Origin of the sequence: Kitasatospora sp. NPDC056446 (genome assembly GCF_042796115.1) — a bacterium.
Taxonomy (GTDB): domain Bacteria; phylum Actinomycetota; class Actinomycetes; order Streptomycetales; family Streptomycetaceae; genus Kitasatospora.
Genome location: NZ_JBHTRF010000001.1, coordinates 163,217 through 189,755, shown reverse-complemented (window position 1 = coordinate 189,755; position 26,539 = coordinate 163,217). Strand labels below are relative to the sequence as shown.

29 protein-coding genes are annotated in these 26,539 nt (G+C 73.3%); 22 read left to right on the top strand and 7 right to left on the bottom strand.

Translation table 11 applies throughout. The annotated features are described in order from the left end of the window. Positions 1–18 precede the first annotated feature (18 nt). Positions 19–651: a peptidase inhibitor family I36 protein gene (locus ACFQ6N_RS00920; protein WP_380645984.1), complete on the top strand. Its 633-nt coding sequence runs from the start codon at positions 19–21 to the stop codon at positions 649–651. A gap of 69 nt (positions 652–720) precedes the next feature. On the opposite strand, the gene ACFQ6N_RS00915 is transcribed toward ACFQ6N_RS00920, so the two are convergent. Together ACFQ6N_RS00915 and ACFQ6N_RS00910 are read right to left on the bottom strand one after the other, a co-directional pair. Then, positions 721–903, bottom strand: coding sequence for a hypothetical protein (locus ACFQ6N_RS00915; RefSeq protein ID WP_380645983.1), 183 nt, complete (start codon positions 901–903; stop codon positions 721–723). A gap of 139 nt (positions 904–1,042) precedes the next feature. Continuing rightward, positions 1,043–2,335 (bottom strand): amidohydrolase family protein, encoded by a 1,293-nt coding sequence (locus ACFQ6N_RS00910; protein ID WP_380645982.1) that lies wholly within the window; start codon positions 2,333–2,335, stop codon positions 1,043–1,045. Between the two features lie 448 nt (positions 2,336–2,783). Here ACFQ6N_RS00910 and ACFQ6N_RS00905 point away from each other — a divergent pair, with 448 nt between their 5' ends. Then, the gene (locus ACFQ6N_RS00905; protein ID WP_380645981.1) at positions 2,784–3,668 is read left to right on the top strand and encodes a DUF4389 domain-containing protein; all 885 of its coding nucleotides are present in this window, start codon (positions 2,784–2,786) and stop codon (positions 3,666–3,668) included. A 22-nt stretch (positions 3,669–3,690) separates the two neighbouring features. Then, complete coding sequence (locus ACFQ6N_RS00900; RefSeq protein WP_380645980.1) at positions 3,691–4,818, top strand: methyltransferase domain-containing protein; 1,128 nt, start codon at positions 3,691–3,693, stop codon at positions 4,816–4,818. Between the two features lie 131 nt (positions 4,819–4,949). Here ACFQ6N_RS00900 and ACFQ6N_RS00895 read toward each other — a convergent pair whose 3' ends face one another. Further along, positions 4,950–5,798: a patatin-like phospholipase family protein gene (locus ACFQ6N_RS00895; RefSeq protein ID WP_380645979.1), complete on the bottom strand. Its 849-nt coding sequence runs from the start codon at positions 5,796–5,798 to the stop codon at positions 4,950–4,952. Positions 5,799–5,881: 83 nt separating this feature from the next. On the opposite strand from ACFQ6N_RS00895, the gene ACFQ6N_RS00890 reads away from it, so the two are divergent. The 4 genes from ACFQ6N_RS00890 to ACFQ6N_RS00875 all read left to right on the top strand — a co-directional run bounded on the left by ACFQ6N_RS00890 (position 5,882) and on the right by ACFQ6N_RS00875 (position 8,703). Beyond that, complete coding sequence (locus ACFQ6N_RS00890; RefSeq protein WP_380645978.1) at positions 5,882–6,442, top strand: TetR/AcrR family transcriptional regulator; 561 nt, start codon at positions 5,882–5,884, stop codon at positions 6,440–6,442. A gap of 112 nt (positions 6,443–6,554) precedes the next feature. Continuing rightward, on the top strand, positions 6,555–7,121 hold the full coding sequence (locus tag ACFQ6N_RS00885; protein WP_380645977.1) for a hypothetical protein: 567 nt from the start codon (positions 6,555–6,557) through the stop codon (positions 7,119–7,121). A gap of 102 nt (positions 7,122–7,223) precedes the next feature. Beyond that, on the top strand, positions 7,224–7,601 hold the full coding sequence (locus tag ACFQ6N_RS00880) for a hypothetical protein (protein ID WP_380646146.1): 378 nt from the start codon (positions 7,224–7,226) through the stop codon (positions 7,599–7,601). A 55-nt stretch (positions 7,602–7,656) separates the two neighbouring features. Beyond that, on the top strand, positions 7,657–8,703 hold the full coding sequence (locus ACFQ6N_RS00875) for an alcohol dehydrogenase catalytic domain-containing protein (protein ID WP_380645976.1): 1,047 nt from the start codon (positions 7,657–7,659) through the stop codon (positions 8,701–8,703). A 121-nt stretch (positions 8,704–8,824) separates the two neighbouring features. Here the strand turns inward: ACFQ6N_RS00875 and ACFQ6N_RS00870 are convergent, their stop codons facing one another. Both ACFQ6N_RS00870 and ACFQ6N_RS00865 read right to left on the bottom strand, forming a co-directional pair. Next, positions 8,825–9,655 carry an ABC transporter permease gene (locus ACFQ6N_RS00870; RefSeq protein ID WP_380645975.1) on the bottom strand — a complete coding sequence of 277 codons (831 nt, stop codon included), beginning with the start codon at positions 9,653–9,655 and terminating at the stop codon, positions 8,825–8,827. Continuing rightward, positions 9,652–10,620 carry an ATP-binding cassette domain-containing protein gene (locus tag ACFQ6N_RS00865; RefSeq protein ID WP_380645974.1) on the bottom strand — a complete coding sequence of 323 codons (969 nt, stop codon included), beginning with the start codon at positions 10,618–10,620 and terminating at the stop codon, positions 9,652–9,654. The genes ACFQ6N_RS00870 and ACFQ6N_RS00865 overlap by 4 nt, the downstream gene beginning before the upstream one ends. Positions 10,621–10,836: 216 nt before the next feature. Here ACFQ6N_RS00865 and ACFQ6N_RS00860 point away from each other — a divergent pair, with 216 nt between their 5' ends. Both ACFQ6N_RS00860 and ACFQ6N_RS00855 read left to right on the top strand, forming a co-directional pair. Beyond that, positions 10,837–11,586: a helix-turn-helix domain-containing protein gene (locus tag ACFQ6N_RS00860; RefSeq protein ID WP_380645973.1), complete on the top strand. Its 750-nt coding sequence runs from the start codon at positions 10,837–10,839 to the stop codon at positions 11,584–11,586. Positions 11,587–11,785: 199 nt separating this feature from the next. Then, on the top strand, positions 11,786–12,550 hold the full coding sequence (locus ACFQ6N_RS00855; protein ID WP_380645972.1) for a hypothetical protein: 765 nt from the start codon (positions 11,786–11,788) through the stop codon (positions 12,548–12,550). 55 nt (positions 12,551–12,605) lie between these two features. Here the strand turns inward: ACFQ6N_RS00855 and ACFQ6N_RS00850 are convergent, their stop codons facing one another. Continuing rightward, the gene (locus ACFQ6N_RS00850) at positions 12,606–13,286 is read right to left on the bottom strand and encodes a TetR/AcrR family transcriptional regulator (protein WP_380645971.1); all 681 of its coding nucleotides are present in this window, start codon (positions 13,284–13,286) and stop codon (positions 12,606–12,608) included. Between the two features lie 148 nt (positions 13,287–13,434). Between ACFQ6N_RS00850 and ACFQ6N_RS00845 the strand changes: the two genes are divergently transcribed. From ACFQ6N_RS00845 to ACFQ6N_RS00830, 4 genes are all read left to right on the top strand, one after another. Continuing rightward, positions 13,435–14,361: an NADP-dependent oxidoreductase gene (locus ACFQ6N_RS00845; RefSeq protein ID WP_380645969.1), complete on the top strand. Its 927-nt coding sequence runs from the start codon at positions 13,435–13,437 to the stop codon at positions 14,359–14,361. Between the two features lie 149 nt (positions 14,362–14,510). Continuing rightward, a complete protein-coding gene (locus tag ACFQ6N_RS00840; protein ID WP_380645968.1) occupies positions 14,511–15,353 on the top strand; it encodes a HEAT repeat domain-containing protein in 843 nt (280 codons plus the stop codon). Positions 15,354–15,406: 53 nt separating this feature from the next. Then, positions 15,407–15,883, top strand: coding sequence for a GNAT family N-acetyltransferase (locus tag ACFQ6N_RS00835; RefSeq protein WP_380645967.1), 477 nt, complete (start codon positions 15,407–15,409; stop codon positions 15,881–15,883). Further along, on the top strand, positions 15,880–16,095 hold the full coding sequence (locus ACFQ6N_RS00830; protein WP_380645966.1) for a hypothetical protein: 216 nt from the start codon (positions 15,880–15,882) through the stop codon (positions 16,093–16,095). The genes ACFQ6N_RS00835 and ACFQ6N_RS00830 overlap by 4 nt, the downstream gene beginning before the upstream one ends. On the opposite strand, the gene cutA is transcribed toward ACFQ6N_RS00830, so the two are convergent. Then, on the bottom strand, positions 16,056–16,382 hold the full coding sequence (cutA, locus tag ACFQ6N_RS00825) for a divalent-cation tolerance protein CutA (RefSeq protein ID WP_380645965.1): 327 nt from the start codon (positions 16,380–16,382) through the stop codon (positions 16,056–16,058). The genes ACFQ6N_RS00830 and cutA overlap by 40 nt on opposite strands. A gap of 304 nt (positions 16,383–16,686) precedes the next feature. Between cutA and ACFQ6N_RS00820 the strand changes: the two genes are divergently transcribed. The 9 genes from ACFQ6N_RS00820 (at position 16,687) to ACFQ6N_RS00780 (ending at position 26,519) form a co-directional block, all read left to right on the top strand. Beyond that, positions 16,687–17,115: a hypothetical protein gene (locus ACFQ6N_RS00820; protein WP_380645964.1), complete on the top strand. Its 429-nt coding sequence runs from the start codon at positions 16,687–16,689 to the stop codon at positions 17,113–17,115. 3 nt (positions 17,116–17,118) lie between these two features. Next, complete coding sequence (locus ACFQ6N_RS00815; RefSeq protein ID WP_380645963.1) at positions 17,119–17,550, top strand: hypothetical protein; 432 nt, start codon at positions 17,119–17,121, stop codon at positions 17,548–17,550. Positions 17,551–17,596: 46 nt separating this feature from the next. Then, complete coding sequence (locus ACFQ6N_RS00810) at positions 17,597–18,838, top strand: alpha-lytic protease prodomain-containing protein (protein WP_380645962.1); 1,242 nt, start codon at positions 17,597–17,599, stop codon at positions 18,836–18,838. 388 nt (positions 18,839–19,226) lie between these two features. Continuing rightward, positions 19,227–20,378 carry a fatty acid desaturase family protein gene (locus ACFQ6N_RS00805; protein ID WP_380645961.1) on the top strand — a complete coding sequence of 384 codons (1,152 nt, stop codon included), beginning with the start codon at positions 19,227–19,229 and terminating at the stop codon, positions 20,376–20,378. A 62-nt stretch (positions 20,379–20,440) separates the two neighbouring features. Further along, complete coding sequence (locus ACFQ6N_RS00800; RefSeq protein ID WP_380646145.1) at positions 20,441–21,703, top strand: glycosyltransferase family 4 protein; 1,263 nt, start codon at positions 20,441–20,443, stop codon at positions 21,701–21,703. A 74-nt stretch (positions 21,704–21,777) separates the two neighbouring features. Continuing rightward, positions 21,778–22,665: an alpha/beta fold hydrolase gene (locus ACFQ6N_RS00795; protein WP_380645960.1), complete on the top strand. Its 888-nt coding sequence runs from the start codon at positions 21,778–21,780 to the stop codon at positions 22,663–22,665. Positions 22,666–22,849: 184 nt separating this feature from the next. Then, positions 22,850–23,896 carry an NAD(P)-dependent alcohol dehydrogenase gene (locus ACFQ6N_RS00790; protein ID WP_380645959.1) on the top strand — a complete coding sequence of 349 codons (1,047 nt, stop codon included), beginning with the start codon at positions 22,850–22,852 and terminating at the stop codon, positions 23,894–23,896. A gap of 209 nt (positions 23,897–24,105) precedes the next feature. Further along, positions 24,106–25,812 carry a sensor histidine kinase gene (locus tag ACFQ6N_RS00785; protein WP_380645958.1) on the top strand — a complete coding sequence of 569 codons (1,707 nt, stop codon included), beginning with the start codon at positions 24,106–24,108 and terminating at the stop codon, positions 25,810–25,812. Next, complete coding sequence (locus ACFQ6N_RS00780; protein ID WP_380645957.1) at positions 25,809–26,519, top strand: response regulator; 711 nt, start codon at positions 25,809–25,811, stop codon at positions 26,517–26,519. The genes ACFQ6N_RS00785 and ACFQ6N_RS00780 overlap by 4 nt, the downstream gene beginning before the upstream one ends. The last annotated feature ends 20 nt before the right edge of the window (positions 26,520–26,539 follow it).

Genomic DNA, 26,539 nt, shown 5'->3' with positions numbered 1-26,539 from the left:
CGCAGCTACCGTTGGCATATGACACACTCTCGGATCCGCCGCCTCCTCGTCCGCACGACCGGGGCCCTGGTGCTCCTCGCCGCTCCGCTCGGGGCGCAGGCCGCCTCCGCGCACAGCCCGGCCGGGGACCGGAGAGCCGTCATCACGGCCCTGGGGGACGGCGAGCGCGAGGCGTTGCAGCGGGCGGTGGACGCCCAGCTCGCCGCGAGCAGGGGCGGTCGGCAGAGCGCGGCCAACGAGGTCAGCTATCCGGACGGCGCCGTGGTGGTGCTGCCGCTGCCCGGGCAGGCGCAGGCGCCCCCGTGGAGCGGCGACCACAGCCGCCGCTCGCCCCAGGGGCCGGACTGGAAGCACTGCCCCGTGCCGACCACCGAGCCGTCCTACTACTGCTTCTACGCCGACCGGAACTGGGGTGGGCGCCGGATCCAGTTCAACCTCTTCCACGAGGACACGCCCGTCCACTTCGAGGACTACGGCTTCCGCGACCAGGTGAGCAGCTGGGTGAACACCGCCCGCGGCCTGGAGGTGATCGTGGACAACGACCCGGGCAACGGGCAGTGGCAGATGCTCTGGAAGGAGCCGCCGGAGGCCCTGTCCGGGAGCGTCGCGTACGACGACATGGCCGACCGGTTCTGGGCGGTCCGGCAGTAGGCCAAGGCCTCGGCCCTCGGCTGCCCGCTACTGCTCCTGCTCCTGCTCCTGCTCCTGCTCCTGCTACTACTACCGGCCGACGACCGAGGCCGGGGGCGAGGCCGCAGCGGTGGCGACCGGCTCCGGCGTGACCATGATGTAGGTCGGCGCCGGAGCGGTCTCCCGGGCACTGGAGGCGTACCAGCCGGCGCCGAACGCGACGATGCCGAGCAGGAGGCCGCCGAGGACCAGCGTGACGATGTGCTGCTTCATGGCCCAAGGGTAGGGGTGGCACCGTCAACTGCCGTGCAGGCCGAGCCCGCTGGGCGCACCCCCCGTCAAGGCAGGTTGACGAGGCGGCACAAGGGCGACACAAGGGCGGCGCAGCGGCGGAACGACCTGACCGTCCGTGTCAGCCGAGCCCGTCGAGGAGGTTCTTGTAGATGTGGCCGTCCTTGATGATCACGGTGAGGTTCTTGTCCGGATCGCCCAGCACGGTGAGGTCCTGGGTGGGGTCCTCTTCGACCAGGAGGACATCGGCCCAGGCGCCTTCGGTGATCTGACCGAGACGGGCCACCTTGTAGGGATCGCGCTCGCCGGAGAGCCGGAAGAGCTCGGCGTTGCCGGACGTGGCGATCCTCAGCGCCTCGGCGGGCTGGAAACCGAACACGGTGGACAGCCGGGTCAGCATCTCGTTCTGCAGCCCGGCCTTCTCCGGTTCGAGCAGCAGGTCGGTACCGAAGGCGATCTTCGCGCCCTGCTCCCGCGCCCACCTGAAGGAGTTCGCGACGCCCTCGCAGACCTGCTTGTTCTTCTCGGTGTTCTCCGGGTTGGGGTACTCGTGGTCGCTTTCGAGGAAGGGCTGGGTGCTCAGCCACACCCCGCTGTCCGCCATCAGTCTGACGGTCTCGGGGCCGGCGACCAGGTGGCCGTGTTCGATCGACTTGATCCCGGCGGCGATCGCGCGGCGAATGCCCTCGTCGTTGAAGACGTGTGCGGACACGTACGTGCCCCAGTCCGCGGCGGCCTCGACCGCGGCCTTGAGCTCGTCCAGCGTGTACTGCAGGACGTCCAGCGGGTCGTAGGCGGAGGTCACTCCGCCGCCCGCCATGACCTTGATCTGGGAGGCCCCCTTCTTCAGCTGCTCGCGCACAGCCGCGAGCACCTGGTCGCGGCCGTCGGCGACCCGTAGGAAGCCGATCTGCTCGGCGCGGGCGTGCGCCCCGCAGGAGAAGGTGCTCGCGTCCTCGTAGATGTGGGAGAAGTCGCCGTGGCCGGAGGTCTGGGAGACGGCCGCCTGGCTGGGGTAGATGCGCGGGCCGGGGAACGTCCCCGCGTCCAGGACCTGCCGCAGCGAGGCCACGTCGCCGGCCATGTCCCGGACGGTGGTGAAGCCTCGCATGAGCATCCGCTCGGCCGAGGCGAGCGCGTTGTAGTAGCCCGTGCCGGTGGCGCCGGTGGTCAGGGTGGCGAAGGAGCTCCCGGTCGCGAAGAGGTGGACGTGCGCGTCGGTCAGCCCGGGCATGAGCACCCGCCCGCCGCCCTCGATGACGACGGTCCCCTTGGGCGGGTTCTCCGTGCCGATCGCGGCGACCCTGCGGTCCCGGATGAGCACCGACGTCGGTGGGGTCGGCACGGAGCGCACACCGTCGAAGACGCGCACGTTCTTGATCAGGATCGGTACGGGGGGCTGCTGCTGGGTCACGGTCTTCCTCTCGTGGCGGGACGGCACGAGCCCACGGGACGGTACGGGCCCACGGGATCCGCCGGCCCCGCGGGATCGCGCGGGTGCTCGGCATGTTCACGGAGGCGCAGGGAACCAGGGCGTTCGTACGGAACCGCTTCGCCGGTCCCGGTTCGACCGGCTGCGCACGCCGGTCCCGGGGTCGTCAGCAAATGCCATCAAAAAGGTTGATCCGGCACAAGATCATCCGATGTTGTGGACCTTTCCCCGGCAACCTCTCCACCGGCCGACGCCCGGAGCGGACAGCGGCCGACGCCCGGCCGGGCCGCGCCCGACACCCGCGCGCACCGACCCGCTGACCCGTCCGGCGCAGCACGGCGCGCGGGCCGGGCGGGGTGCTGCGATCTTCGGAGGACGTCCGGCCGCGCCCGACCGCCGGGCCCGTCGTCCCGAGACCGTGGAGGCCCTGATGTGGCAGGCACCCCCAGCCCCCGTCAGCCGTGAGTGGCTCCCGGTGCTGGACATGCCGGCGGCCGGCCCGCAGAACCGCTGGACGGTCCTGCTGCGCATGCTGCTGCTGGTCCCCCAGTTCGTGGTGCTGTGGGTGCTGTCGGTGGTGGCGTTCCTCGTCACCGTCATCGGCTGGTTCGGCGCGCTGCTGCTCGGCCGACTGCCCGGCTTCGCGGCGGACTACCTCTCCGGGTTCGTCCCGTACGAGACCCGGGTCGACGCGTACCTGATGCTCGCCGTGGACCGCTACCCGCCGTTCCGGTTCCACACCCCCGAGTACCCGGTCCGGGTCGAGCTGCGGCCGGGGGAGCTGAACCGGCTCGCCGTCCTGTTCCGCATCGTCCTCGTCATCCCGGCGTCGATCGTGCAGGGCCTGGTGTACGCGGGGTGGTGGACGGTGTCGTTCGTCATCTGGCTGGTGGTGCTGGTCCTGGGCCGGATGCCGCAGCCGCTGTACGAGGCGACGGTCGCGATCCTGCGCTACCGGATGCGCTACACCGCCTACCTGCTGATGCTCACCTCCGCCTACCCCAAGCGCCTGTTCGGCGAGGAGCCGGGCAGCGAGCCGGACGGCCCGGTGTCGGCGACCCGTCCGCTGGTCCTGAGCGGTGCCGCGCGGGGCCTGGTCGTCGTGTTCCTGATCCTCGGCCTGGCCTCCTCGGTGACGGGCTCGGTCACCGCCTCGGTGAACTCGGACGACGACGACGGCGGCAACGGCGGCGACGACAACGGGATCAACCCGACCCAGCACGTCCTCGCGCCCCTGGTCCCCGGCCCCGCGGGCCCCGCCGTCCGGCCGGTGCTCCGGCCCGACTCCGACGAACCGAGAGCGCAGCGCGCTTGACCCTCACGTGGCGTCATGCCGCATGGTCGGTGGCGTGGAAGAACACCTGACCGTGGGACGCGTGGCCGAGCTGGCCGGCGTGAGCGTCCGCACGCTGCACCACTACGACGAGATCGGCCTCGTACAGGCGTCGGCACGGACCGGGGCCGGGTACCGGGCCTACTCGGTGGGCGACGTGGAGCGGCTGCGCGAGGTACTCGCCTACCGGCGGCTGGGCTTCGGACTGCGCGAGATCGCGGATCTGGTGGACGACCCGACCACCGACGCGGTCGCGCACCTGCACCGGCTGCGCGCCCTGCTGGTCGAACAGCGGGACCGCGCCGGCGCCATGGTGACAGCCATAGACAGGGAACTGGAGGCACGGGCGATGGGGACCAGGACGACGCCGGAGGAACAACTGAAGGTGTTCGGAGCGCAGTTGTACGAAGCCATCGGGTCCGCGTACCCGGCGACGCGGCGCACCGAGCCGCGGATCGCCGCGAGGATCGGGGATGCGCTGGGGGACGCACGGACGGTGCTGAACGTCGGGGCCGGCACGGGCTCCTACGAGCCCCCGGACCGGGAGGTCACGGCGGTGGAACCGTCGGCGGTCATGCGGGCCCTGCGCCCCCCGGGCGCGGCGCCGTGTGTGGCCGCCGGTGCGGAGAGCCTCCCGTTCGAGGACCAGTCCTTCGATGCCGCGATGGCGGTCAGCACCGTCCACCACTGGCCGGATCCGGTCGCCGGGCTGCGTGAGATGCGGCGCGTGGCCCGCCGGGTGGTGGTGCTCACGTACGACGCCAGTACCACGGGTTGGCTCGACCGGTTCTGGCTCACCCGCGACTACCTGCCCGAATTCGCCGGCCTTCTCGCCGACTGGCCGTCGCTCGCCGATCTGACCCAGGCGATCGGAGGTCGCGCGGAGCCGGTACTCGTCCCGTGGGACTGCGCCGACGGCTTCTTCGAGGCCCACTGGCGCCGCCCCGAGGCGTACCTGGACGACCGGGTGCGCCGCGCGGTGTCGGTGTGGACCAGGGTCGGGCCGCAGGCCGAGCGGCGGGCCGTGGACCGGCTCCGCGACGACCTGTCCTCGGGCCGGTGGGCCGAGCGCAACCGCGACCTCGTGGCCCTGGACGCGGCGGAGCTCGGCCTTCGCCTGCTCGTGGCCTGAACCGTCATCAGGGGCGGCCCTCCCGGGGCCGCCCCTCGACCGGCGCACTCGCCGACGGTCGCGGCGGCGCCGGACGACGGACGGCCCGGACGACGGGCTGCTCCGCGCACTCGCCCGGCGCGCCCGGCCGCTCAGCCCGGGTCGGATCCGGTGGTCCAGGCGGGGCGCAGCCGCTGCGCGGCGTCGGCGGCTTGGCGAAGGCCCGCCTGGTAGGCCGGTTCCCAGGCCGTCCGGTCGTTCAGGTCCGAGCCGAAGGCGCGCAGTGCCGCCGGGTCGGGCTCGATGGTCACCGCGGTGTGCGCCGCGGCGGCCGCCAGCTCCCGCCGGAGCAGTTCGCGGGGGAACAGGTGTGCCTGCGGGTCGATCACGACCAGCATGCGGGAGCCGGTCGCGAGTGCGGCGTTGGTCGCCGAGTGGAGGGAGCCGTCCAGGTAGCGGCGGCCGTTGACGGTGATCGGCGGGTAGATGCCGGGGAAGGCCGTGCTCGCCGCGACGGCGGAGGGCAGTGGCGCGCCGCTCGCGCGGTCGAGGACCTCCTGCTCGCCGGTCTCGGCGTCCGTCACGGGGATGAGCAGCCGGCGGTCCGGCCACTGGTCCGCGCCGACCGTCGCACGCATCCGGGCGATGTGCGCCTGTTCGGGGCCGGTCTCGGCGGCGAGCGCGATCCGGCCCACGCGTCGCCGCGCCCCGGCCGGGTCCGAGGCGGCGTCGCCGAGCACGGCGAACGCCTCGCCCAGCCGGCGCCCGTCCACCCGGGGAGGGGTGGAGTCGGGGGTGCGCACCGGGGTGGCGAGCCGGTCGGGGTCCTGGCCGGTGGCGAGCAGTGCGGCGGTGATCGCGCCGGCCGAGGTGCCGACGATCAGATCGGCCTCGCCGAGGTCCACCCCGTTTCGGCGCAGTCCGGAGGCGAGCCCGGCCGTCCAGGCCGTGCCAACGAGACCTCCGGCGCCCAGTACGAGCGCCCGGTCGGTCGAGTGCATGACTGTCTCCCTCCCATTGTTGAAACAGTCGTACCATATACTGACGCACGTTCAGATCCCCGGGACCGAGAGGATGATCCACCGTGGGGCGACCCCCGGACCCCGCCCGCCGGGAGGCCACCCTGGCGCGGGCGACCGACTACGTACTGGCGCACGGCCTGGCCGGGTTGAGCCTGCGCCCGCTGGCCGCGGCCCTCGACACCAGCCCGCGGATGCTGCTCTACGACTTCGGCAGCAAGCAGGAGCTGGTGGTCGCCGTCCTCGCCGAGGCCCGCCGCCGCGGTGCGGCACGGCTGGCCGACGACCTCCCGGCCGGCGCGGCCTCGCCGGAGGAACACCTGCGCGCCATCTGGGCCTGGATGAGCGCACCGGAGCGCGCCCCGTTCGTCCGGCTGTTCTTCGAGGTCCACGCGGACGGCCTCGCCCGCCCCGAGAACTACCCGGACCGGGCCGAGGCGATCACCGGCTGGTTCGACACCCTCGGCGCCACGCTCCACGGCATCACCACCGGCCCCGACGACACCGTCACCCCCACGCTGGTCATGGCCGTCATCCGGGGCCTCCTCTTCGACCTCACCACCACCGGGGACCACCACCGCACCGACCGCGCCCTGGACCGCTTCTGCGAACTCCTCCGGCGCTGAGCGCGGACCGCCGAGGTCTCGGAGGCGCGGCCTCGAAGACGGGTTGTCACAGGCGGGTTGTCACAGGCGGGGTGTGTACTGGTGCCCGACCCGCTGCGACCCGGAGGTGCCGATGACCCGCCTGTACGTACGTCCCGGCCTGGACCCGGACGAACCGGACGTGCCCGTCGCCGTCCTCGTCGTCGATCCCGAGGGCACCCCCGGGGAGCGAGCCGTAGCCCGACTCGACATCTACTGCCACGAGATGGACGGGTGGACCGGCCTGTTGCAGACCGACGGCTGGGCCGAGCACATACGCGACGGCGGCCGGCTGGAGGTCGCCGTCGCCGTCTACCCGGGCACCCTGCTCGCGGTCCGGGTGGACCCGGCCGGCTTCACCGAACGGTCGGCCGTCGACCCGGAGGCCGTGGTGCTGCTGCGCGCGCGGACGGCAGCCGCTCCGGACGCGTCCGTACGACTGTCCGAGGGGACGGCCGTCTTCGCCACCGGCCCGGACGTTCCCCTGGACGAGCTGATCGCGACCCGCGTATGGCCGATGGTGCTCGCGCCCCCGCCCGAGGAGCCCTTCGACGGCTCGGACGACGAGGACGACGAGGAGGATCAGGGGGATCAGGAGGATCAGGAGGATCAGGAGGAGGTCGACCGTATACCGGCTGGTCACGCCCGCTCTGCGGGCTGATCGGCAGCGCCCTGGACTCCCGCCGCCCGGCTCGCCTGAACCGCCCGCCGGGCGGCCGGTGACCGCGACCCGAGGTGCAGCACCCACCTCGGCGGCCACCACCTGACCCTGGCCAAGAAGGCCGACCGGCAGCGGGCCGGGGCCGGCGACACCGTCACCTACATGGTGACCGTCACCAACGACGGCCCGACCGACCACCCCGACGCCGCCTTCACCGACGACCTCGCCAGGTGCTCACCGGCGCGCCCCTCGGGGCACGGCTCCGCTGCCGCTGCCGTTCCCGTTCCCGGTCCCGCTGCCGGCCCCGCTCCCCCGCCTCGATACCGCTCCCCGTCTCGGCCGAGCGGGTGGAACCCGGCCGCGCCGCAGCGCCGTCCGCGCCCCCGTCCGGCCCCGGCTGCTCGGATGGGGCCGACCGCCCCACCGCCCGCAGGAGTCGCCGTGTCGCGCCATCCAGCCAGCGACCGGTCCACCCCGTGACCGAACCACCCGGCGACCGGCCCGTGTACGTCCCCGAGCGAAAGGCTTCCCCCCGATGACTGCCACCGTCCCCGCTTCCTCCGGCGGCATGCTGCGCGCCGTCCGGGTCGCCGCCCCGGAGGCCCCGCCCGAGCTGGTCGAGGTCCCGGTCCGCGAGCCGGGGCCCGGGGCGGTCCGGATCACCGTCGAGGCGTGCGGCGTCTGCCACTCCGACCTGCTGATCGCGGCCGGCCTGCTGCCCGGCACCACGTTCCCCGTCACCCCCGGGCACGAGATCGCCGGGCGCATCGACGCCCTCGGTGACGGCGTGACGGACTGGCGGATCGGCGACCGGGTCGCGGTCGGCTGGTACGGCGGCAGCTGCGGGCGCTGCGACGCCTGCCGCACGGGCGACGGCATCCACTGCGACCGGTTGCAGGTCCCCGGCGCCGCCTACCCCGGCGGCTACGCCGACTCCGTCGTCGTCCCGGCCGTCGCGCTGGCCGCCGTGCCCGACGAGCTGACCGCCGCCGAGGCCGCCCCGCTGGCCTGCGCGGGGGTCACCGTCTTCAACGCCCTGCGCCGCAGCGCCGCCCGCCCCGGTGACACGGTCGCCGTCCTGGGCCTCGGCGGGCTCGGCCACCTGGGCGTCCAGTTCGCCCGGGCGATGGGCTTCCGCACCGTCGCCATCGCCCGCGGGCAGGAGAAGGGGCCGCTGGCGCACCAGCTCGGCGCCGAGCACTACATCGACAGCACCGCCGTCGACGTCGCCCGGGCCCTGCTGGACCTCGGCGGGGCCAAGGTGGTCCTGGCCACCATCACCAACGCCGCCGCGATGTCCGCCGCCATCGACGGCCTCGGCCGTCGCGGCGAACTGGTCATCGTCGGTGCCTCCCCCGACCCGCTCACGGTCGGCCCGTTGGACCTGCTGAACGGCGACCGCAGGGTCTACGCCCACTCGTCCGGCACCGCCGTCGACACCCAGGACACCCTGCGCTTCGCCACCCGCTCGGGCGTGCGCGCCTGGATCGAGGAAGTCCCCCTGGAGGACACGGCCGCCGCGGTCGCCAGGATGGCCGACGGCCGGGCCCGGTTCCGCATGGTCGTCACCACCGGCCGCTGACCGCACCGGCGGCCCAGCGGCCCGGCGGCCCAGCGGCCCGGCGGCTCGGCGGCCCGGCTCGGCGGCGCGCCCACCAGACGAGCGGGACTCCGGCGACGGTCGTACGGTGCCGCGGCCCCTCTCACCTGACGGGCTCGCGGTTGTAGAGCCTCCTGGCCCACAGGTAGCCGCCCAGCGCGATCAGGGCGCACCAACCGGTGGCCAGGATCGCGCTGTTGCCGATCGGGGTGCCCAGCAGCAGCCCGCGCAGGGTTTCGATGAACGGGGTGAACGGCTGGTACGCGGCGAACCACTTCAGCCCTCCCGGCATCGAGTCGGTGGGGACGAACCCGCTGCCCATCATGGGCAGGACCATCAGCGGCGTCAGCATGTTGCTCGCGGTGGCGACGCTCTTCGCGACCATGGCCAGTGCGACCGACAGCCAGGTGAGCGCGAGGACGACCATGACGAGCACGCCGATCGCGCCGAGCCATTCGCCGATGTCCGCGGTCGGCTCGAACCCCACCGGCAGCGCCACCCCGATGACGGCAGCGATGCTCAGCAGGGTCTGGACCAGGCTGCCCAGCACATGGCCGGTGAGTACGGAGACCCGGGCGATGGCCATGGTGCGGAACCGGGCGACGATGCCCTCGGTCATGTCGATGGCCACCGAGATCGCCGTGCCCTGGGCCGAGGTCGCCACGGTCATCAGGATGACGCCGGGGACGACGTAATTCACGTAGGCGTCCCGGCCGCCCGGCGACCCGCCGAAACCGGTCCCGCCGAGGCCCGCCCCGAGGATGCCGCCGAGCACGTAGACGAACAGCAGCAGGAAGACCACCGGCACCCCGGCGGCCGTCAGGATGAGCGTCGGATAGCGCAGCATGTGCCGCAACTGACGGCGCAGCATGGTCGCCGAGTCGGCGAAGGCGTGGGAGACGACGCTGGAGACGGCGCTGGAGGCGGCGCTCATCGGGTGGGCTCCTGTTCCGTGACCGGGTTGCCCGTCAGGACGAAGAAGACGTCGTCGAGATCGGCGGTGTGGACCCGCAGTTCGTCCACGGTGACCGAGGCGCGGTCGAGCCAGTCGAGCAGTGCGCGCAACGACCGGACGTCGCCCTGGCTGGGGATCTGCAGGGTGCGGGTCTCGTCGTTGCGGGACACCGCGTCCAGCGTCCGGGCCGCGTGGTCGTAGCCGCGCGGGTCGGCGAAGCGCAGGGTGATGCGGCCGCCGCCGACCTGCCGCTTGAGCTCCTCCGGTGGGCCTTGCGCGACCAGCTTTCCCCGGTGCAGCACCGCGATCCGGTCGGCGAGCCGGTCGGCCTCCTCCAGGTACTGGGTGGTGAGGAAGATCGTGACGCCCTCGTCGGCCACCAGCCCTCGGATGATCTCCCACATGGTCCGCCTGCTGCGCGGGTCCAGTCCGGTGGTCGGCTCGTCGAGGAAGATCACGCGGGGCCGGCCGACCAGCGTCATCGCGAGGTCCAGGCGGCGGCGCATCCCGCCGGAGTAGGTCGCCGCGGGCTTGCGGGCCGCGTCCAGCAGATCGAACCGCGCCAGCAGGTCCTCGGCGCGCCGGCGCCGTTCACGGCGGGGCAGGTGATTCAGGTCGGCCATCAACAGCAGGTTCTCCCGGCCGGTGAGGAAGCTGTCCACCGCCGAGAACTGGCCGGTGACGCCGATCGCGGCACGGACCGCGTCCGGATCCCGGACCACGTCCCGGCCGGCGACCCGCATCTCGCCGGCGTCGGCGCGGATGAGTGTGGACAGGATCTGCACCACGGTGGTCTTGCCGGCGCCGTTCGGGCCGAGTAACGCGAAGACGGATCCCGCGGGGATGTCGAGGTCGATGCCGTCGAGCACCACGTGGCCGCCGTACGCCTTGCGTACCGCGGTCGCCGCGATGGCGGGTCGACCGGGATCGGTAGCGGTAGTCATGGGTTTCACTCCCGTCGGTGGGACGGGCGCCGCAGGGGCGCCTTCACAACTCGGCGAAAGTTACGTTGCATTCACATATTCGTCAATCATGCACGGATGAAGAAGTCTCATACTCCCTGGTCATCCTCGTAGAATCATTGCATGGCCGCTGCCGACTAATGCAACGATGGAGCGCTGCATTAGCCTGGCCTCAACGTCGACAGGTGGAGGACACCGATGCCCGGTGACAGACTCACCCTCCAGGACCGGCAGCAGATCGCCGCGGGACTGCGCGAGGAGCTGACCTACGCCGCCATCGGCCGCCGCATCGGGCGGCCGACCTCCACCGTCACCCGCGAGGTGATGCGCAACGGCGGGCCGCGCGGCTACCACGCCGAAGCGGCCCACCGGGCCGGCACAGCACACGCGCGTCAGCGCAAGGCCACCGCGCCGAAGCCGTCACCGGGAGGCACCCACCCCGGCGGGCGCGATCCCCGACTCGTGGACGAAGTCGGCGCGCAGAGCACGGAACTGATGATCCAGGCGGGGCTCCCGCAGATGATGGCCAGGGTGCTCGCCGCGCTCTTCACCACCGACAGCGGCAGCCTCACCTCAGCGGAACTCGTGCGACGCCTGCACGTCAGCCCCGCTTCCGTCTCCAAGGCCATCGGCTACCTGGAGGACCAGGCACTCGTCACACGTGAACGCGACCCCCACAGCCGCGCCGAACGCTACTCCGTCGACGACGACGTGGCGTTCCACTCCATCATGGCCGGCGCGCGCGCCCAGACCCGGATCGCCGAAGCCTGCATGGTCGGAGCCCGGAAGCTCGGCGCCACCACCCCTGCCGGCGCCCGCCTGGAGAACACCGGCCAGTTCCTCGCCCACGTCCTCGACAACCTGGTCCGCTCGGTCGAGCACTGGCACCAGGTCTACTCCGCCCACCCTTCCACCCACCCTCGGAAGGCCCCCACGACGAACGACTGAACGGACCGCGTCGACACCAGGTCCCGCCGCGTCACGTCCGTCAGGATTCCCGCACCCGCTTCTCCGGCCTACGCCAGGGCGAGGCAGGAGCCCCGGCGCCGCCGCCCACCGGCGTGGGTGGTTGCCGGGGTCAAGGGCGGTGGGGACACTGGGCGGGCTGCCACCAGCGCGCAGGCCGCCCCGAACGCGGAGTGCCGTCATGCCTGACCGACCGTCACCCGCGCAGGAGCCGCCCGCCGACGGCGAGTCCTTCGTGCGGCTCGCCCGCCACCGGGTCGTCTACGACATCGCCCTGGTCTTCTACGGAGTGCTGACCGCGCTGGCCCTGACCGATCCGCTGTCACGGTTCGCGAGGAGCATCGCCGACGCCCCCCAGGGCACGGGTCTCGCCGACTGGACCGGGCGCCTGCTCACGCTGACCCTGCTGGTCCAGTCGGCGGTCTGGCTCCACGCCCTGGCCGTCGCCGTCGAGTCGTCCGACACCCGCCGCGGCACGGACCGCTACGTCCCGGCGATGAGCCTGTACTGGGGCGGCGTCCTGATGGTGACCGTCCTGATGGTCATGGGGGCGACGGTGGCCCGCGGTACGACGGCCTTCCTCACCGCTTCGCTGGGCTACCTGCTCTGGAGTCTCCTCTTCTCCCTGGGAGGCCTGCGCCTTCACCACGGGCGCCTGTGGACCGGGCCCGGCCGTCTGCTCCGCGAACTGGAGAGCCAGCGGCGCCGCTGGGTGTCCGGCCGGCACGCCGCTGCGCTGGACTTCGAGCAGTTCAGGGACCCGGTCGGGATCTACAGCGTTCAGGAGTCCGGCGTCGGCCTGCTCGTGCTGGGCGCGCTGGCAGCCGGGGCCGGTCAGGCGCGCGGGCCGGGCGGCCAGTTCGCCTTCGCGCTGGCCTGGCTGCTGATCGTGCTCTCCTCGGTCGCCTTCCACTACCGCATGGAGCCATGGTTCTACGGCCTCTGACGATTCCGGGCCCGCGGCCCACCGCCGGCCCTGCGAGCCGCCTTCGACAATCCGGTCATCCCGTTCGACGCGGCGCCCTGTACAGGTCGTCGAGGCGCAGTGGCGCGGGTTCGGGCAGCGGTGTGGCATCCGTCGGACGACAGGACTGGAGGAAGTAGGCGAGCAGGCGGCGGGACGCGGCCATGGAGGCTGCCGGGGAGTCCCGCAGGACGCCGTTGTTGGCCAGGAGCAGCAGCGTGATGTCGCTGCTGTCGAAGTCCTCGCGCAACTGTCCGGCGTCCTTCGCACGCTGTACCAGCCGGGCGAGGCCCGACTCCGCGCGGGCGCGTTCACGCCTGAGGTCGGGCGCGTCGGGGAATTCGGCGAGGAACGCGGCACTGAAGCCGCGGTCCTCGGCCTGCATCCGGCAGACCTCGGTGAGGACGGTGCGAAGTCCGCGCCAGGGATCGTCGTCCTCGAGGGCCTCGTCGACGGTCGCAACGCACTGGTGGAGTTGTTCGGAGAACGCGGCCGCGATCAGCGAGTCGCGTGTCGGGAAGTGCCGGTAGAGGGTGGCGGCACCCACGCCGGCCCGGCGGGCGATCGCGCTGGAGGGCACGTCGGCGCCGTCGAGGGCGTACGCGTCGCGGGCGGCCTGGAGGAGCCGGGCCCGGTTGTGCCGGGCGTCGGCTCGCTGCCCCGGGGCGGGGGTCCCGGCGGGGGAGGTGGACGGGTTCCGAGACAGTCGGTCGGACATGTCTCCCACTTAAGCACAAACGGAAGAGGTCGACCGTTTAGCGGGTTAGCGTGACGTGGTGCCGCTGGTTCCCGCAGCCGGCCCCCCGGCCGCGGAGTGAGCGGCCGCGGGCTCTCCTGACGAACTTCCCTGTGTATGGAGGCTTTCCGTGTTTGCTGTGCAGTACCACCGCTACGGCGGTTCCGAGGTTCTTGCCGTCGAAGAGGTCGAGGAGCCGCACGCCGGGCCCGGTCGGGTCCGCATCGCCGTGCGTGCCACCGGCGTCACCCCCGCCGACTGGTACCTGCGTTCGGGAATGTTGCGGGACCTCGTCTCCCTGGGCTTGCCCCACATACCGGGCATGGATGCCGCGGGCATCGTCGACGAGGTGGGGGAGGGCGTGACCGGCACCGCCGTGGGGGATGCGGTCTTCGGTCTCGTCCCCTTCGAGGACCGGGGCGGCGCCACGGCCGAGTACGCCGTGCTGGAGGCGTGGGCGCCCAAGCCCCGCTCGTGGTCCTTCGGGGAAGCGGGTGGCGCAGCGGGCAATATCGACACGGCCACGCGTGTACTGGAAGCCTTGGACGCCGTCGAGGGCATGACCTTGTTGATCGAGGGTGCCGCCGGGGGTGTCGGTACCATCACCGCGCAACTCGCCCGAGCCCGCGGCCTCACCGTGATCGGCACCGCCGGCGAGGGCAATCACGGTTTCCTCGAGGGGCTCGGCGTCGTACCGGTCACCTACGGGCCGGGCCTGGCCGATCGCCTCGCCGCACTGGCTCCACGCGGTGTCGACGTGGTTCTGGACGCGGCAGGCAAGGGCTCCCTCCCGGACCTGGTGGCCATCGCCGGGGACCCGCACCGCGTGGTGACCATCGCGGACTTCGACGCCGCCCGGCACGGAGTGCGGTTCTCCCGCTCCGAGGCGGGAGAGTCACCGGGCTGGGCAGGACTGCCGTTGGCGGCGGACCTGGCCGATCAGGGCCGCCTCACCGTCCCCCTGCACGCCGTGTTCCCGCTGAGGGAGACCGCCGCGGCCCATGACGCCAGCGCCGCCGGCCACGCACGCGGAAAGATCGTCGTCACTGTGCCCTGAGGGGCTGTCCCCCGGAAGGCGCTGCACCTCTCGGCAGGGTGGGTCAGCTGGGGCAGATGGGCCAGGTCGGTCTGGTGGGCCAGGTGGGCCAGGTGGGCCGGACACGATAATCCGAGCGGCAGTCGGGCCGTCTGTCTATCCTGGCCGATGTGACCAGTGGCGATGACGATCTCGAAGTCCTGCGCGCCGCAGCGCTCATGGACCCGGACGAGCACGAACGGTGGCATGTCGTCGGTGATTTCCACCTCCGTGCGGACCGGTCGGCGTTCGAGGCCGCGTGCGTGCTGGCCCGCGCCGCGGACCCGCGCGAGCGGATGATCGGGCTGGACGTCCTGGGTCAGCTCGGCTTCGGTGCCGACCGCCCGTTCCTGGAGGAGGCCCTGCCGATCGTCGTCGAGGCCTGTGCCGACGGGCAGTCCGGCGTGGTCCACTCGGCGGTCGTGGCACTGGGTCACCTCGCCGACCAGCGAGGCCTTGCCGCCGTACTGGGGCAGAGCGGGCACGACGACGAGGACGTGCGCCAGGCGGTGGCGTTCACGCTGCCGTCCGTCGCCGGAGACCCGGCCTGCCCCGAAGCCGTCGACGCACTGATCCGGCTCAGCGGCGATCCGTCGGCCTTCGTCCGCGACTGGGCGACCTTCGGTCTGGGCCTGGAGGCGGCGGGTGACAGCGAGCGGATCCGCGGCGCCCTGCTGGAGCGGGTGGACGATCCCGACCCGGACACCGCCGGGGAGGCCCTGCTCGGCCTGGCCCGGCGTGGTGACCGGCGCATGCTGACGGCGCTGGGCGCGGCACTGGACGACAGCGACCCCTCCGACATCCTCATCGAGGCCGCGACCGAGTCGGCCGCGCCGGAACTGCTTCCGGTACTGCGCCGGCTCAGGCAGCGGGCAATGCCCGACGGCGACGAGCAGACGCGGGAGCTCGACGAGGCCATCCTCGCGTGTTCCACCCCGGCACACGGGAGTGTCAGCCTGGACCCGGAGCCGTAGGTGCAACCGTAGCCGCAGCCGCCCGGCTGACCGCCTCACCCGGAGGAGTCGCCTTGCCCGGTCTTCCCGTCCGTCCCGCCGGCCCGCAGGACGCCGACGAGCTGCTGCGCCTGCGCGTCGCGGTCCTCGACGGCGCCCGGCTCACCGACGCATGGCGCTCGACGTTCCGCGACGACATGCGCGCCCGACTCGGCACCGACCCGCACCTGCTCGCCTACGTCGTCCCCGCCGACGAGCACACGCTCGCCTCGTGCGCCATCGGCATCGTCTACCGCGGCTACCTCGGCCCGACCCACCCCACCGGACTGTGGGGCCGCGTCCACACGGTGGCCACCGACCCCGCGCACCGGCGGCGCGGCCACGCCCGCGCCGTCACCGCCGCCCTGGTCCAGGCACTCAAGGAAGCCGGGTGCGGCTCGATCGAGCTGCGCGCCACCGAGGCCGGCGCGCCGCTCTACCGCTCCCTCGGCTTCGGACCGCTGGACGGCTACATGGCGCTCCGCCCCGGTCCGCAGGGCTGGGCGCGGTGAGCGGCTTCGACCTCGACGCCTACAACGAGCAGGCCCGCAACGGGCCGTGCTTCATCTGCTCGATGCCCGCCGGCGCACCCGGGTACGAGCACCGGATCGTCCTGGACGACCCCGGACGGTCCGGGCGCCTCGCCGCCCGTCTGCGCCCCGTGGCGGGGGAGGGCACCGGTGCTCAGGGCCGGAGCGTCTCCGCGTCCACCCAGTCCAGGTAGGCCGTCGAGCCAGTAGCCACCGGGACGGCGACGACCTCCGGCGTGTCGTAGGAGTGCAGTTCGGTGATGCGGGCGGACAGCCGGTCGGCGAGGTCCGCCCGGGTCTTCAGGTCGATGCGCCACTCCGCGGAGTCCTGGACCTCGCCGTCCCACCAGTAGACGGACCGGACGGGGTAGACCTGGGCGCACGCGGCGAGCCGGTCGCGGACCAGCGCCGACGCCAGTGCGCGGGCCTTCGCCTCGTCGTCGTGGGTGGTGGTCACCACGAGGAAGTCACGGTTCGTCATGGCCTGAACGGTAGTCGGCGGCGGCCCCCGCGTCACAGACCCTCTGACGACCAGCACCCCTGCGCGGGAAGTCGACCGGACCGACTTTCCCGTTCCGGGGACCGCACGGACTGGAACCGTGGGGCCGGTCTTCCGGATCGGTGTCCATCGGGCGTCTACTTCGGCATCGTCTGGGCACAAATCGCCGTGCTGACATGCGTGTTGACTGATCGTCTACCAACACCCACGACCGTTGTCGGAGTCCGGTCACGGACACCGGCGCCCGCCGGTTCGGGGCGCCGGCAGACGATCCAGGAGGACTCCCATGTCCGCAATCCCCTTCCGCACCCGCGCCGCGGCCGTCGCGGCCCTGGCGATGGCCGTCGCCCTGCCCCTCGCGGGCTCGGCCACCGCGTCGGCGGCGGTGCCGACCGACGTCCAGCAGGTCCAGAACTCCGTCCAGTCCGGGGACTCGCCCACGAGCTGGGCGACCAAGAACGGCGGCTACGTCCAGCTCAACTGGAACCCGCCCTTCACCGTCGGCAAGTACGACTGGGTCGGCCTCTACAAGCAGGACCCGGGCGTCATCGGCCTCAACAGCTACGTGGACTGGCAGTGGGCCTACGGGAACGGCACCTCGTACCTGACCAAGATCCCGGCGGTCAGCGGGGACTACTGGACGGCCTACATCTCGTACGACTACTCCTCGGGCCAGTACCGCATCGTCTCCTCCTCCCACGACAAGCTCAGCTGAACCATGACCCTGCTCACCAGGGCGGCGGCCACGGCCCTCGCGCTGCTGTGCGTGCTGCCGGTCCAGGCCGCCTCGGCGGCCGGGCCGGCGGTGCCCGCGGCGACCGCGGCGGCCGCCGTCTCGTCCACGCCGGGCACCTGGGCCGCCGCCATCCACGTCAAGGAGACCCAGATCGTCACGATCGGCTGGGACTACGGCGGAAACCCGGTCGGCAAGTACGACTGGGTCGGGCTGTACCCCTGCGACCCGCAGGAATGCGGCGTCAACAAGTACATCTCGGGCGCCTGGCAGTGGGCCTCCTCCGGCACCTCGTACACCTTCACCCGCGCACTCAGCGACTCGCTCATCGGCACGTACTGGACGGGCTACGTCTCCTACGACTACGCGTCCGGCCAGTACCGACTGGTGTCCTCGCACATGAACCTGCTCGCCTGAGCGAGGGCCCGCACCCCGCACGTGACATCCGTTCAAGGAGATGACCATGAACGTCCCCAGGAAGGTCCCCAGGAAGGCGCTCGCCAAGGGCGCGGTGGCGGTGCTGCTCGCCGGGCTCGCCATGGCGCCCGGCGTGGCGCCCAGCTCCGCCGCCGGCAGCCTCGCCTTACCGGCCCCGTTCGGCCCGCAGACCGCCGCGCGAGCGGTGGCGGCCCAACTCGGCCTCCCGGAAGGAGAGGTGGCGCAGCGGCTCGCCGCGCAGGACGGACTGTCGGCCACCGCCAAGGCGTTCGAGGGCGGTCAGGGCGCGAAGGCCGCGGGCGTCTGGGCCGACGTGATGCGCGGCGAGGTCCACGCGAACGTCGTCGACGACGAGGGAGAGCGCGCCGCGAAGGCCGCCGGGGTCGTCCCGCAGCGCGCCGCGTACACCACCACGGCCCTGAAGGAGGTCCAGGCCCGGCTGGACGCGGCCTCCACCAGGGGGCTGATCCCGAGGGACAGCTCCTGGGGCGTGGACACCCAGGCGAACCGCGTCAGGCTGGAGGTTCCGGCCTCCGCGGACGGCGAGGCGCTGCTGCGCGAGGCCGGTGTGACCGGGGAGGAGCGCGGAAAGGTCGCGCTCTCCACGCACCAGGGGACCGCCAACCACCAGACCGGACTCGTCGGCGGTGACGGCCTGTCGATTCCGGGCAGGGGCCTGTGCTCGGCCGGGATCATGCTCCAGAAGGGTGGCGACACCTACCTGGCGACGGCCGCCCACTGCGTCGACACGGGCACCGAGGTCCGGCGGAACGACGGCAGCACGGACAGGAACGGCAACGGCCTCATCGGCAGGGTGGCCGTCAGGCAGTACCCCACCTCGGACTACGCACTGATCAAGGTGGACCACCCTCGGGACTGGAGCCCCTCGGGCGGGCTGGCCAAGTCCGAGGGGCCGTGGTTCAACATCTACAGCGGCTACGTCGCGAACCCGGCGACGGACATGGTGGGCAATCTGTACACCTGCATCTCCGGCGCGGCCGGCGGCTGGCAGTGCGGCACGTACTTCGCGTCGGGGTGGAGCTTCACCAACGGGGACGGCACGACCACGTCCGGCGTCGTCGTCGTCAGGGACGTCGCCACGCAGGGCGGCGACAGCGGGGGAGCCGTCCTGTACGGAACCAAGGCCGCCGGTACCCTCATCGGCTCGGCCATCGTCAACGGGAACCAGATGTCGACGGTCCAGCCGATCTCCAGGATCGTCCAGGACTTCGACGGGGCCATGACCCCCGTCGACTGGCGCACGTGACAGTCGTCCCCGACCGGGACGACGTCTCGCGCACAGCCGCGGACGCTGTCGGCTGAGCCGGATCCTGGTCGTTTCGCCCCGCCGAGCCGGTGTTCCGGCTCGGCGGGGCGAAGTGCTGCCACGGCCCCCGAGGTGACCGGACCTGCCCCGGTCACGCCCCGTCACGCCCTCGGTCACGCCCCGGGGAAGGCGAAACGATGACCGGCCTTCGGACAGGGGCCCGGGTGACCGGGGCCCGTGCCCACCCGATCGGGCGCTTTCCTGGAACATCCCGAACACAGTGAGGACACGAACGGGACCCGTACGGGAGGCTGCGCCCATCCGGAAGCGGGGCCTCGCGGCACGGCACCCGGGACCAGCCGACGCGAGCCGAGACCGAGATGGTGGCATGACCGTTCAGGACGCCCCGACCGCCGGGACCACCCGGCACGGCGACTTCGCCGAGCTGCGCCGCCGCATCACGGACGCCGGACTGCTGCGGCCCCGACCGCTCCACTACGCCTGCCGGAGCGCGGCCCTGGCCACCGCCTCCGCCCTGCTCCTGGCCTGGTTCGCCGCGCTCGGCGCGAGCTGGTGGCAGCTCGGCCTGGCGCCCCTGTTCGCCTTCGTCCTCGGCCAGTTCGCGCTCCTCGGGCACGACATCGCGCACCACGCGGTGTTCCGCGGGCGCCGGTCGGCCGACCTGGCGGGCATCCTGGTGGGAAACCTCGTGGTCGGCATGAGCTACGGCTGGTGGGTCAGCGACCACAACCGCCACCACGCCCACCCGAACCGCACCGGCCGCGACCCGGCCGCCGACTCCATCCTCTTCGTCCGGACCGTCGAACAGGCCCGCCGCACACGGGGGTTGAGGAGGGTCGCGGCCAAGTACCAGGCGGAGCTGTTCTTCCCGCTGCTGTCCCTCCAGGCGCTCGGCCTCGCCGTGGCCACCGTGCTGACCCTGCTCCGGGGCTCCGTCCGGTACCCGAGGACGGAACGGGTCCTCGCCGTCCTGCACTACGCCCTGGCGGCGGGCCTGCTGCTCGCCGTCGTCACGCCGCTCCAGGCGCTCGCGTTCGCCGTGGTGTGCGGCTCCGTGCTCGGCGTGTACCTGGGCTGCATCTTCGCGCCCAACCACAAGGGCATGCCGATAACCGGCGGGACCGGCCCCGGCCGGGAGCACCTCGACTACCTGCGGCGCCAGGTGCTGCCCTCCCGCAACCTGCGCGCCGGGCGGTTCGTCCACTTCGTCTTCGGCGGACTCGGCTACCAGATCGAGCACCACCTGTTCCCCGCCATGCCGGTGCCGGCGCTGCGACCGGCCTCGCACCTCGTGCGCGCCTACTGCGCGGAGATCGGGGTGGCGTACTGCGAGGCCGGTCTCGCCGACTCGTTCCGGGAGATCCTGCGGGACCTGCGGACGGTCGGCCGGTCCGTGGTGACGGCCCCGGACCCGGCGCAGGAGGCCGCAGCCCTGCCAGCGGCGCGGCCCGAGGCACAGCCGGCGCCCCGACCAGCGACAGAACCCGAGGCGGACGCTGCAGCAGGGACCGGCCGGTGAGCCGGATCCTGTCCGGGGCGACGGTACGCACCCCCGGTGTCCCGGCGCAGGACGGCGGCCGGCTGCGCGTGCTGATCGTCACCGAGTCCTTCGCACCGCAGGTCAACGGCGTCGCCCACAGCGTGCTCCGGACCGCCGAGCACCTCGTGGCCCGTGGGCACGAGGTGCTCGTGGTGGCCCCGTCGGCGGGCGGCGGACGGGACCGTCCAGGCGACGGACCGGACCGTACGGGCGACGGACGGAACCGTACGGACGACGGACGGAACCGTACGGGCGACGGCGGCCGCAGGGGCAGCGGCCGGTCGGGCCTCGGCCCGGAGCGGACCGGCGGTTACGAGGTGCTCCGGGTGCCGTCCGTGCCGCTGCCCGGCTACCCGGAGGTGCGGATCGCCCTCCCCCGCCGGCTGCCGGCCGCGGCCCTCGCCCGGCACCGCCCCCATGTCGTCCACCTCGCCGGACCGTTCGCGCTCGGCGCCGCCGGGGCGGCCGCGGCCGGACGGGCCGGGGTCCCGGCCGTGGCGGTGTTCCAGACGGACATGGCCGCCTACGCCAGGACCTACCTCCCGGTGGCACGCGAGGCCGGAGCCGGACTGGCCTGGCGGATCCTGCGGCGCATCCACACCAGTGCCGCCCGGACGCTGGCGCCGTCCCAGTCCTCCCTGCGCATGCTGGCCGCCCAAGGGGTCCCCCGGCTCCACCTGTGGCCGCGCGGCGTCGACTGCACCCGGTTCCACCCCCGCCACCGCGACGAGGAACTGCGCCGCCGGCTCGGCCCGCGCGGGGAGGTCCTGGTCGGCTACGTCGGACGGCTGGCGGCGGAGAAGCAGGTCGACCGGCTGGCTCAGGCGTCGCGGCTCCCGGGCGTACGGGTGGTGGTCGTCGGCGACGGCCCGTGCCGTGCCCAGCTGGAGGCCGCGCTGCCGGACGCGCTCTTCCTGGGCCGCCGCACCGGGCCCGAACTCGCCCGGCTCTACGCCTCGTTCGACGTGTTCGCGCACACCGGCCCGTTCGAGACCTTCGGTCAGACCCTCCAGGAGGCCATGGCCAGCGGTCTGCCCGTCGTCGCCCCGGCGGCCGGCGGGCCGCTGGACCTGGTCCGGCCGGGGAGCACCGGCTTCCTCGTGCCGCCCGGCTCGGGCGAGGCCTTCCGGACGGCGGTCGAACGGCTCGCCGGGAACCCCGGCCTCCGGGCCGAACTCGGCCGGGCGGGCCGCGCCGCGGTGGCCGGCCGCAGCTGGGAGGAGGTCGGCGACCGGCTGATCGGGCACTACCGGCTGGCCATCGCGGAAGCCCCCGGGCTGCGGACGCCGGCACCGTCCCGGTGAGTTCGCGGGCCGTGGGCCCGTGAGCCGACCGACCCTGCCCACCCCAACCCCCGCCCGAGGAACCGCCACCCGCCATGGACCACCACCCGCTCGCCACCGCGTACACCCCGAGCACGGCACCCACCGCCGACACCGCCGTCCTCCTGCACGGCCTCGGCGGGTGGACCCACAACTGGGCCGCCCTGGTCGACCTGCTGCGGACCTCGGTCCACTGCCTCGCCCTCGACCTCCCCGGCTTCGGCAGGTCGGCTCCCCCGCCCGACGGCCGGATCACCGTCGCCCACCACGCCTCCGCCGTCGCCCACCACCTCGACCGCACCGGGCACCGCCGCGTCCACCTCGTCGGCAACTCCCTCGGCGGACTCACCGCCCTCCACCTCGCCGCCCGCCGGCCGGACCTGGTCGCCACCCTGACGCTGGTCTCCCCCGTCCTGCCCGCCCTCCCCCCGGCCCAGGCCCTGCGGCTCGCCCTCCTCGCCCTGCCCGGCACCCCGCGCCTGTACGCCCGGCGGCTCGCCACCCAGAGCCCCGAGCGCCAACTCGACGACCTGTACCGCCTGATCTACGCGAACCCCGCCCGGGTCGGCCCCGACCAACGGACGGCCGAGGCCCGCGAACGCCTCCGCCGCGCCGGACTCCCCCACGCGCCCGGCATGCTGCCCGCGGGCGTCCGCGCACTCGTCCGCACCTTCCTGCGCCGGGGCCCGTCCTCGCCGTGGCAGCAGGCCCGGCGGATCACCGCCCCCACCCTGCTCGTCTACGGCCGCGAGGACCGCCTCGTCCCCTTCCGCACCGCGCCCCGCGCCTACGCGGCCTTCCGCGAGGCCCGCCTCCTCACCCTCCCCGACACCGGCCACGTCGCCATGCAGGAACGCCCCGGCCCGGTGGCCGAGGCCCTGCTCGCCCTGATCGCCGAAACCCACGGCACCCGGACGCCTTCGCCGGAGCGTCGTCACGCCTGATCCGGCCCGAGCTCCCGGAACTCCGGTACCGGTGACCGGCCGACCGCAGACCGCAGACCGCAGAGCAGGCTGCCACCCCGGTACCGCCTCCGCACCGCCCCAGGTCCGCCACAGGTCCGTCTCCGCACCGACGTACGCTCCTGACAGAACCTCACGGACCTGACAGCGAAAGAGACGAACCCTCATGACGACCACCGTCGCCGCCTACGCCGCCCCCGCCGCCAAGGCCCCGCTGGAACGCACCACCATCGAACGCCGCGCCGTCGGCGAGCACGACGTACTGATCGACATCGCCTTCGTCGGCATCTGCCACTCCGACATCCACCAGGTCTCCGAAGGCTGGGGCTCGGCGACCTTCCCCATGGTCCCCGGGCACGAGATCACCGGGACCGTCGCCGAGACCGGCCCCAGCGTGACGGCGTTGCGGGTCGGCGACCGGGTCGGCGTCGGCTGCATGGTCGACTCCTGCCGCACCTGCGACAACTGCGAGGCCGGCCTGGAGCAGTACTGCACCGGCGGCGGCCCGGTCTGGACGTACAACTCCGTCGGCAAGGACGGGCAGACCACCTACGGCGGCTACGCGCAGAAGATCGTCGTCGACGAGAACTACGTCGTACGCGTCCCCGACGCCCTGCCGCTGGACACCGCCGCCCCGCTGCTGTGCTCGGGCATCACCACCTACTCCCCGCTGCGGCACTGGCACGCGGGCCCCGGGACGAAGGTCGCCGTCGTCGGCCTCGGCGGGCTCGGCCACATGGGCGTGCAGATCGCGCACGCGCTCGGCGCCGAGGTCACCGTGCTGTCCCAGTCCCTGCGCAAGAAGGACGACGGCCTGCGGCTGGGCGCCGACCACTACCACGCCACCGCCGACCCGGCGACCTTCGAAGGGCTCGCGGGCACCTTCGACCTCATCCTGAACACCGTCTCCGCCCCGCTCGACTTCGCCGCCTACTTCTCCCTGCTGCGCACCGGCGGGGCCATGGTCAACGTCGGCCTGCCGGAGGAGGCGGTGCAGGTCACCCTCCAGTCGCTGTACGGCAACCGCCGCAGCATGAGCAGCTCGGGCATCGGCGGCATCGCCGAGACCCAGGAGATGCTGGACTTCTGCGCCGAGCACGGCATCGCGGCCGAGATCGAGCCGATCCGCGCCAACCAGGTCAACGAGGCCTACGAGCGGGTCCTCGCCGGGGACGTCCGCTTCCGCTTCGTCATCGACGCCACGACCATCTGACCGCGCCCGTCCTTCCGGCCCTCGGCGCGCCCGGGCGCGCCGAGGGCCACGGCGCGCGCCGGGGCCGCCCCTCTGGCTTTCGGCAGAGGAGCAGCTCATCCCCAGGTCGTATCCGGAGCGGCGGTGCGGCCCCCGAGAATGGGCCGATGGCCTCCGTCTCCCGAAACACGTCCGCGGCTCCCGGCACACAGGGCCGGGGGGTGTGGCGCGTGCTCGCGGAGGTGGCCGGCGGCGCGCTGCTGATGCTGATCACCCAGGTGATCCTGCGGGGCCGGGGGCCGTCCGGGGAGGTCCAGCTGCTGCTCGGTGGCGTCACCCTCACGCTGCTCGCGGTCCGCCGCCGCTACCCCACGACGAGTCTGCTGGGCGTCTCCGCCGTCCTGGGCCTGCTGCCCGGCGCCGGGCTGCCGGCCGCCATGACCGCGTACAGCACGGCCAGGCGGCTGTCGGCTCCCCGGCGGCGCAGTGGTGTCCTACTGGCCTCGACCATGCTCACGACGGTGGTGTGCGCGGTGTCCGCCCCGGGCGCCGGCCTCGGCAGCCACCCGTTCGGGCTGGCGCTCGGCGCGGTGCTCGCCGCGACCACGCTGATCGTGCCGGGGCTCCTCGGCATCGCGGGCGGGCAGGAGGACCGGCTGCTGCGGGCGCTGCGGGAGCGGGCCGCGGCGGCGGAGGCGGCCCGCTGGCTCGCGGAGAGCGAGTCGCGGACCCGTGAGCGGTCCCGGATCGCCGCCGAGATGCACGACCTGCTGGGCCACCGGCTCAGCCTGATCTCGCTGCACGCCGGCGGCCTGGAGATGGCACTGCAGAAGAAGTCGCCCGAGCTGCGCGACGAGGCGGCACTGGTGCGCCGGACCGTCTCGGACGCGATGCGGGAGCTGCGTGAGGTCCTCGGTGTCCTGGGCCCGTTGGGGCGGGACACCGGGACCGACGCGCTGACCGACAGCACCGGCACCCGGGCCGATGTCGAGGCGCTGACCGAGGAGTCGAGGGCCGGCGGGATCGCCGTCGAGCTCACCTGGGAGGGGCCGGACCTGGACGGCCGCACGGCCGTGGTGCGGCGCGCGGTGCACCGGGTGGTACGCGAGGCGCTGACCAATGTGCACCGGTACGCCGCCGGGGCCCTGGTCACCGTGGCGGTCACGCACACCGACGACCGGGTGGACGTGCTCGTGCGCAACGGGCGTCCGCCGGTGGCCCCGCTGGACGGTCTCGGGTCGGGGAGCGGCCTGGTCGGGCTGCGGGAGCGCGTGGCGCTGCTGGGCGGCACGCTGGAGGCGGGCCCGACGGCGGCGGGCGGCTTCGCGGTGACGGCGCGGATCCCGGCGCGACCGGGTCCGGCAACGGGTTCGGCCGCCGGAGACTCCACCGGGGCGGGCGGGGCATCACCACCCGGTTCGGCCGCCCGCCACTCGCCCGTTCACGGCTCGCCCGCCGGTGGCCGCCGCCGCCGTGCCGTGCGCGCCCTCGGGGGGTTCCTCGGCCTGATCGGCGTGGGCGTGATGATGATGTGCGGCGTCTTCCTGGTCTCCCAGGCGTTCCCGGACTCCGACACCCACCGGCCCGAACCGCCCCGGATCGGGATGTCCCGCGCGATGGTGGAGGAGGCCGTGTACGGGGACAACACGGTGGCGCGCGCGGCGGCGACGGGCCGGGAGCCCGCCCGCCCGGAAGCCGTGACGAGCTGTATGTACTCGACGTCCACCTTCGCGGACGCCGTGGACTCCACAAAGCCCGCGGACACCACGGAGTCCACCGGCGCCACGGGGTCCACCCGCGCTGCGGCCATAGACCCGGCTGGCGACCCCGACCGGCTCCGGATCACCCGCTACTGCTTCCGTGACGATACGTTGACCGCGATCGACCGCTTCACCGTGCCCCTGGTGTCGCGCACACCTCCATGGGAGTTCCGTTGACCGACCCTGCCGCTTCCGGCCACCGCCCGATCCGGGTCCTGCTCGCCGACGACGAGGAGCTGATCCGGCACGGCGTCCGGCTGATCCTGCGCCATGCCGAGGGCATCGAGGTGGTCGGTGAGGCCGCGAACGGCGAGGAGGCCGTACGGGTCGCCGCCGAGACCCGCCCCGACGTGGCCCTGGTCGACATCCGGATGCCCGTGCTCGACGGGCTCGCCACGATCGAACGGCTGCTCGCCCTGCACCCCCGGCCGCAGGTCGTCATGCTCACCACGTTCGGCGACGAGACGAACGTGACCCGGGCGCTGCGGTCCGGGGCGACCGGCTTCCTCCTCAAGGACGAGGGCCCGCAGGAGCTGATCAGCGCGGTACGGTCCGCCGCCGCGGGCGACGCCGTCCTGTCGCCCAAGGTCACCCGCACCGTCATCGGGCACATGCTCGACGGCGACGCCGGACGGCCGGAGTCCGAGGGGGTGTCGGCGGCCTGCCGTTCCGTACCCGCGCAGCGGCTGGCGGCACTCACCGGCCGAGAGCTCGACGTGCTCGTCCTGCTGGGCCAGGGTCTGGCCAACGCGGAGATCGGCCGTCAGCTGGGCATCGGCGTGGGCACGGTGAAGAGCCATGTCAGCGCCGTCCTGGAGAAGACGGGCACGGACAGCCGGGTACAGGCAGCGGTCCTCGCCTACCGGGCCGGCCTGCTGTCCTGACGGGAACCGCCCCGGCCCGA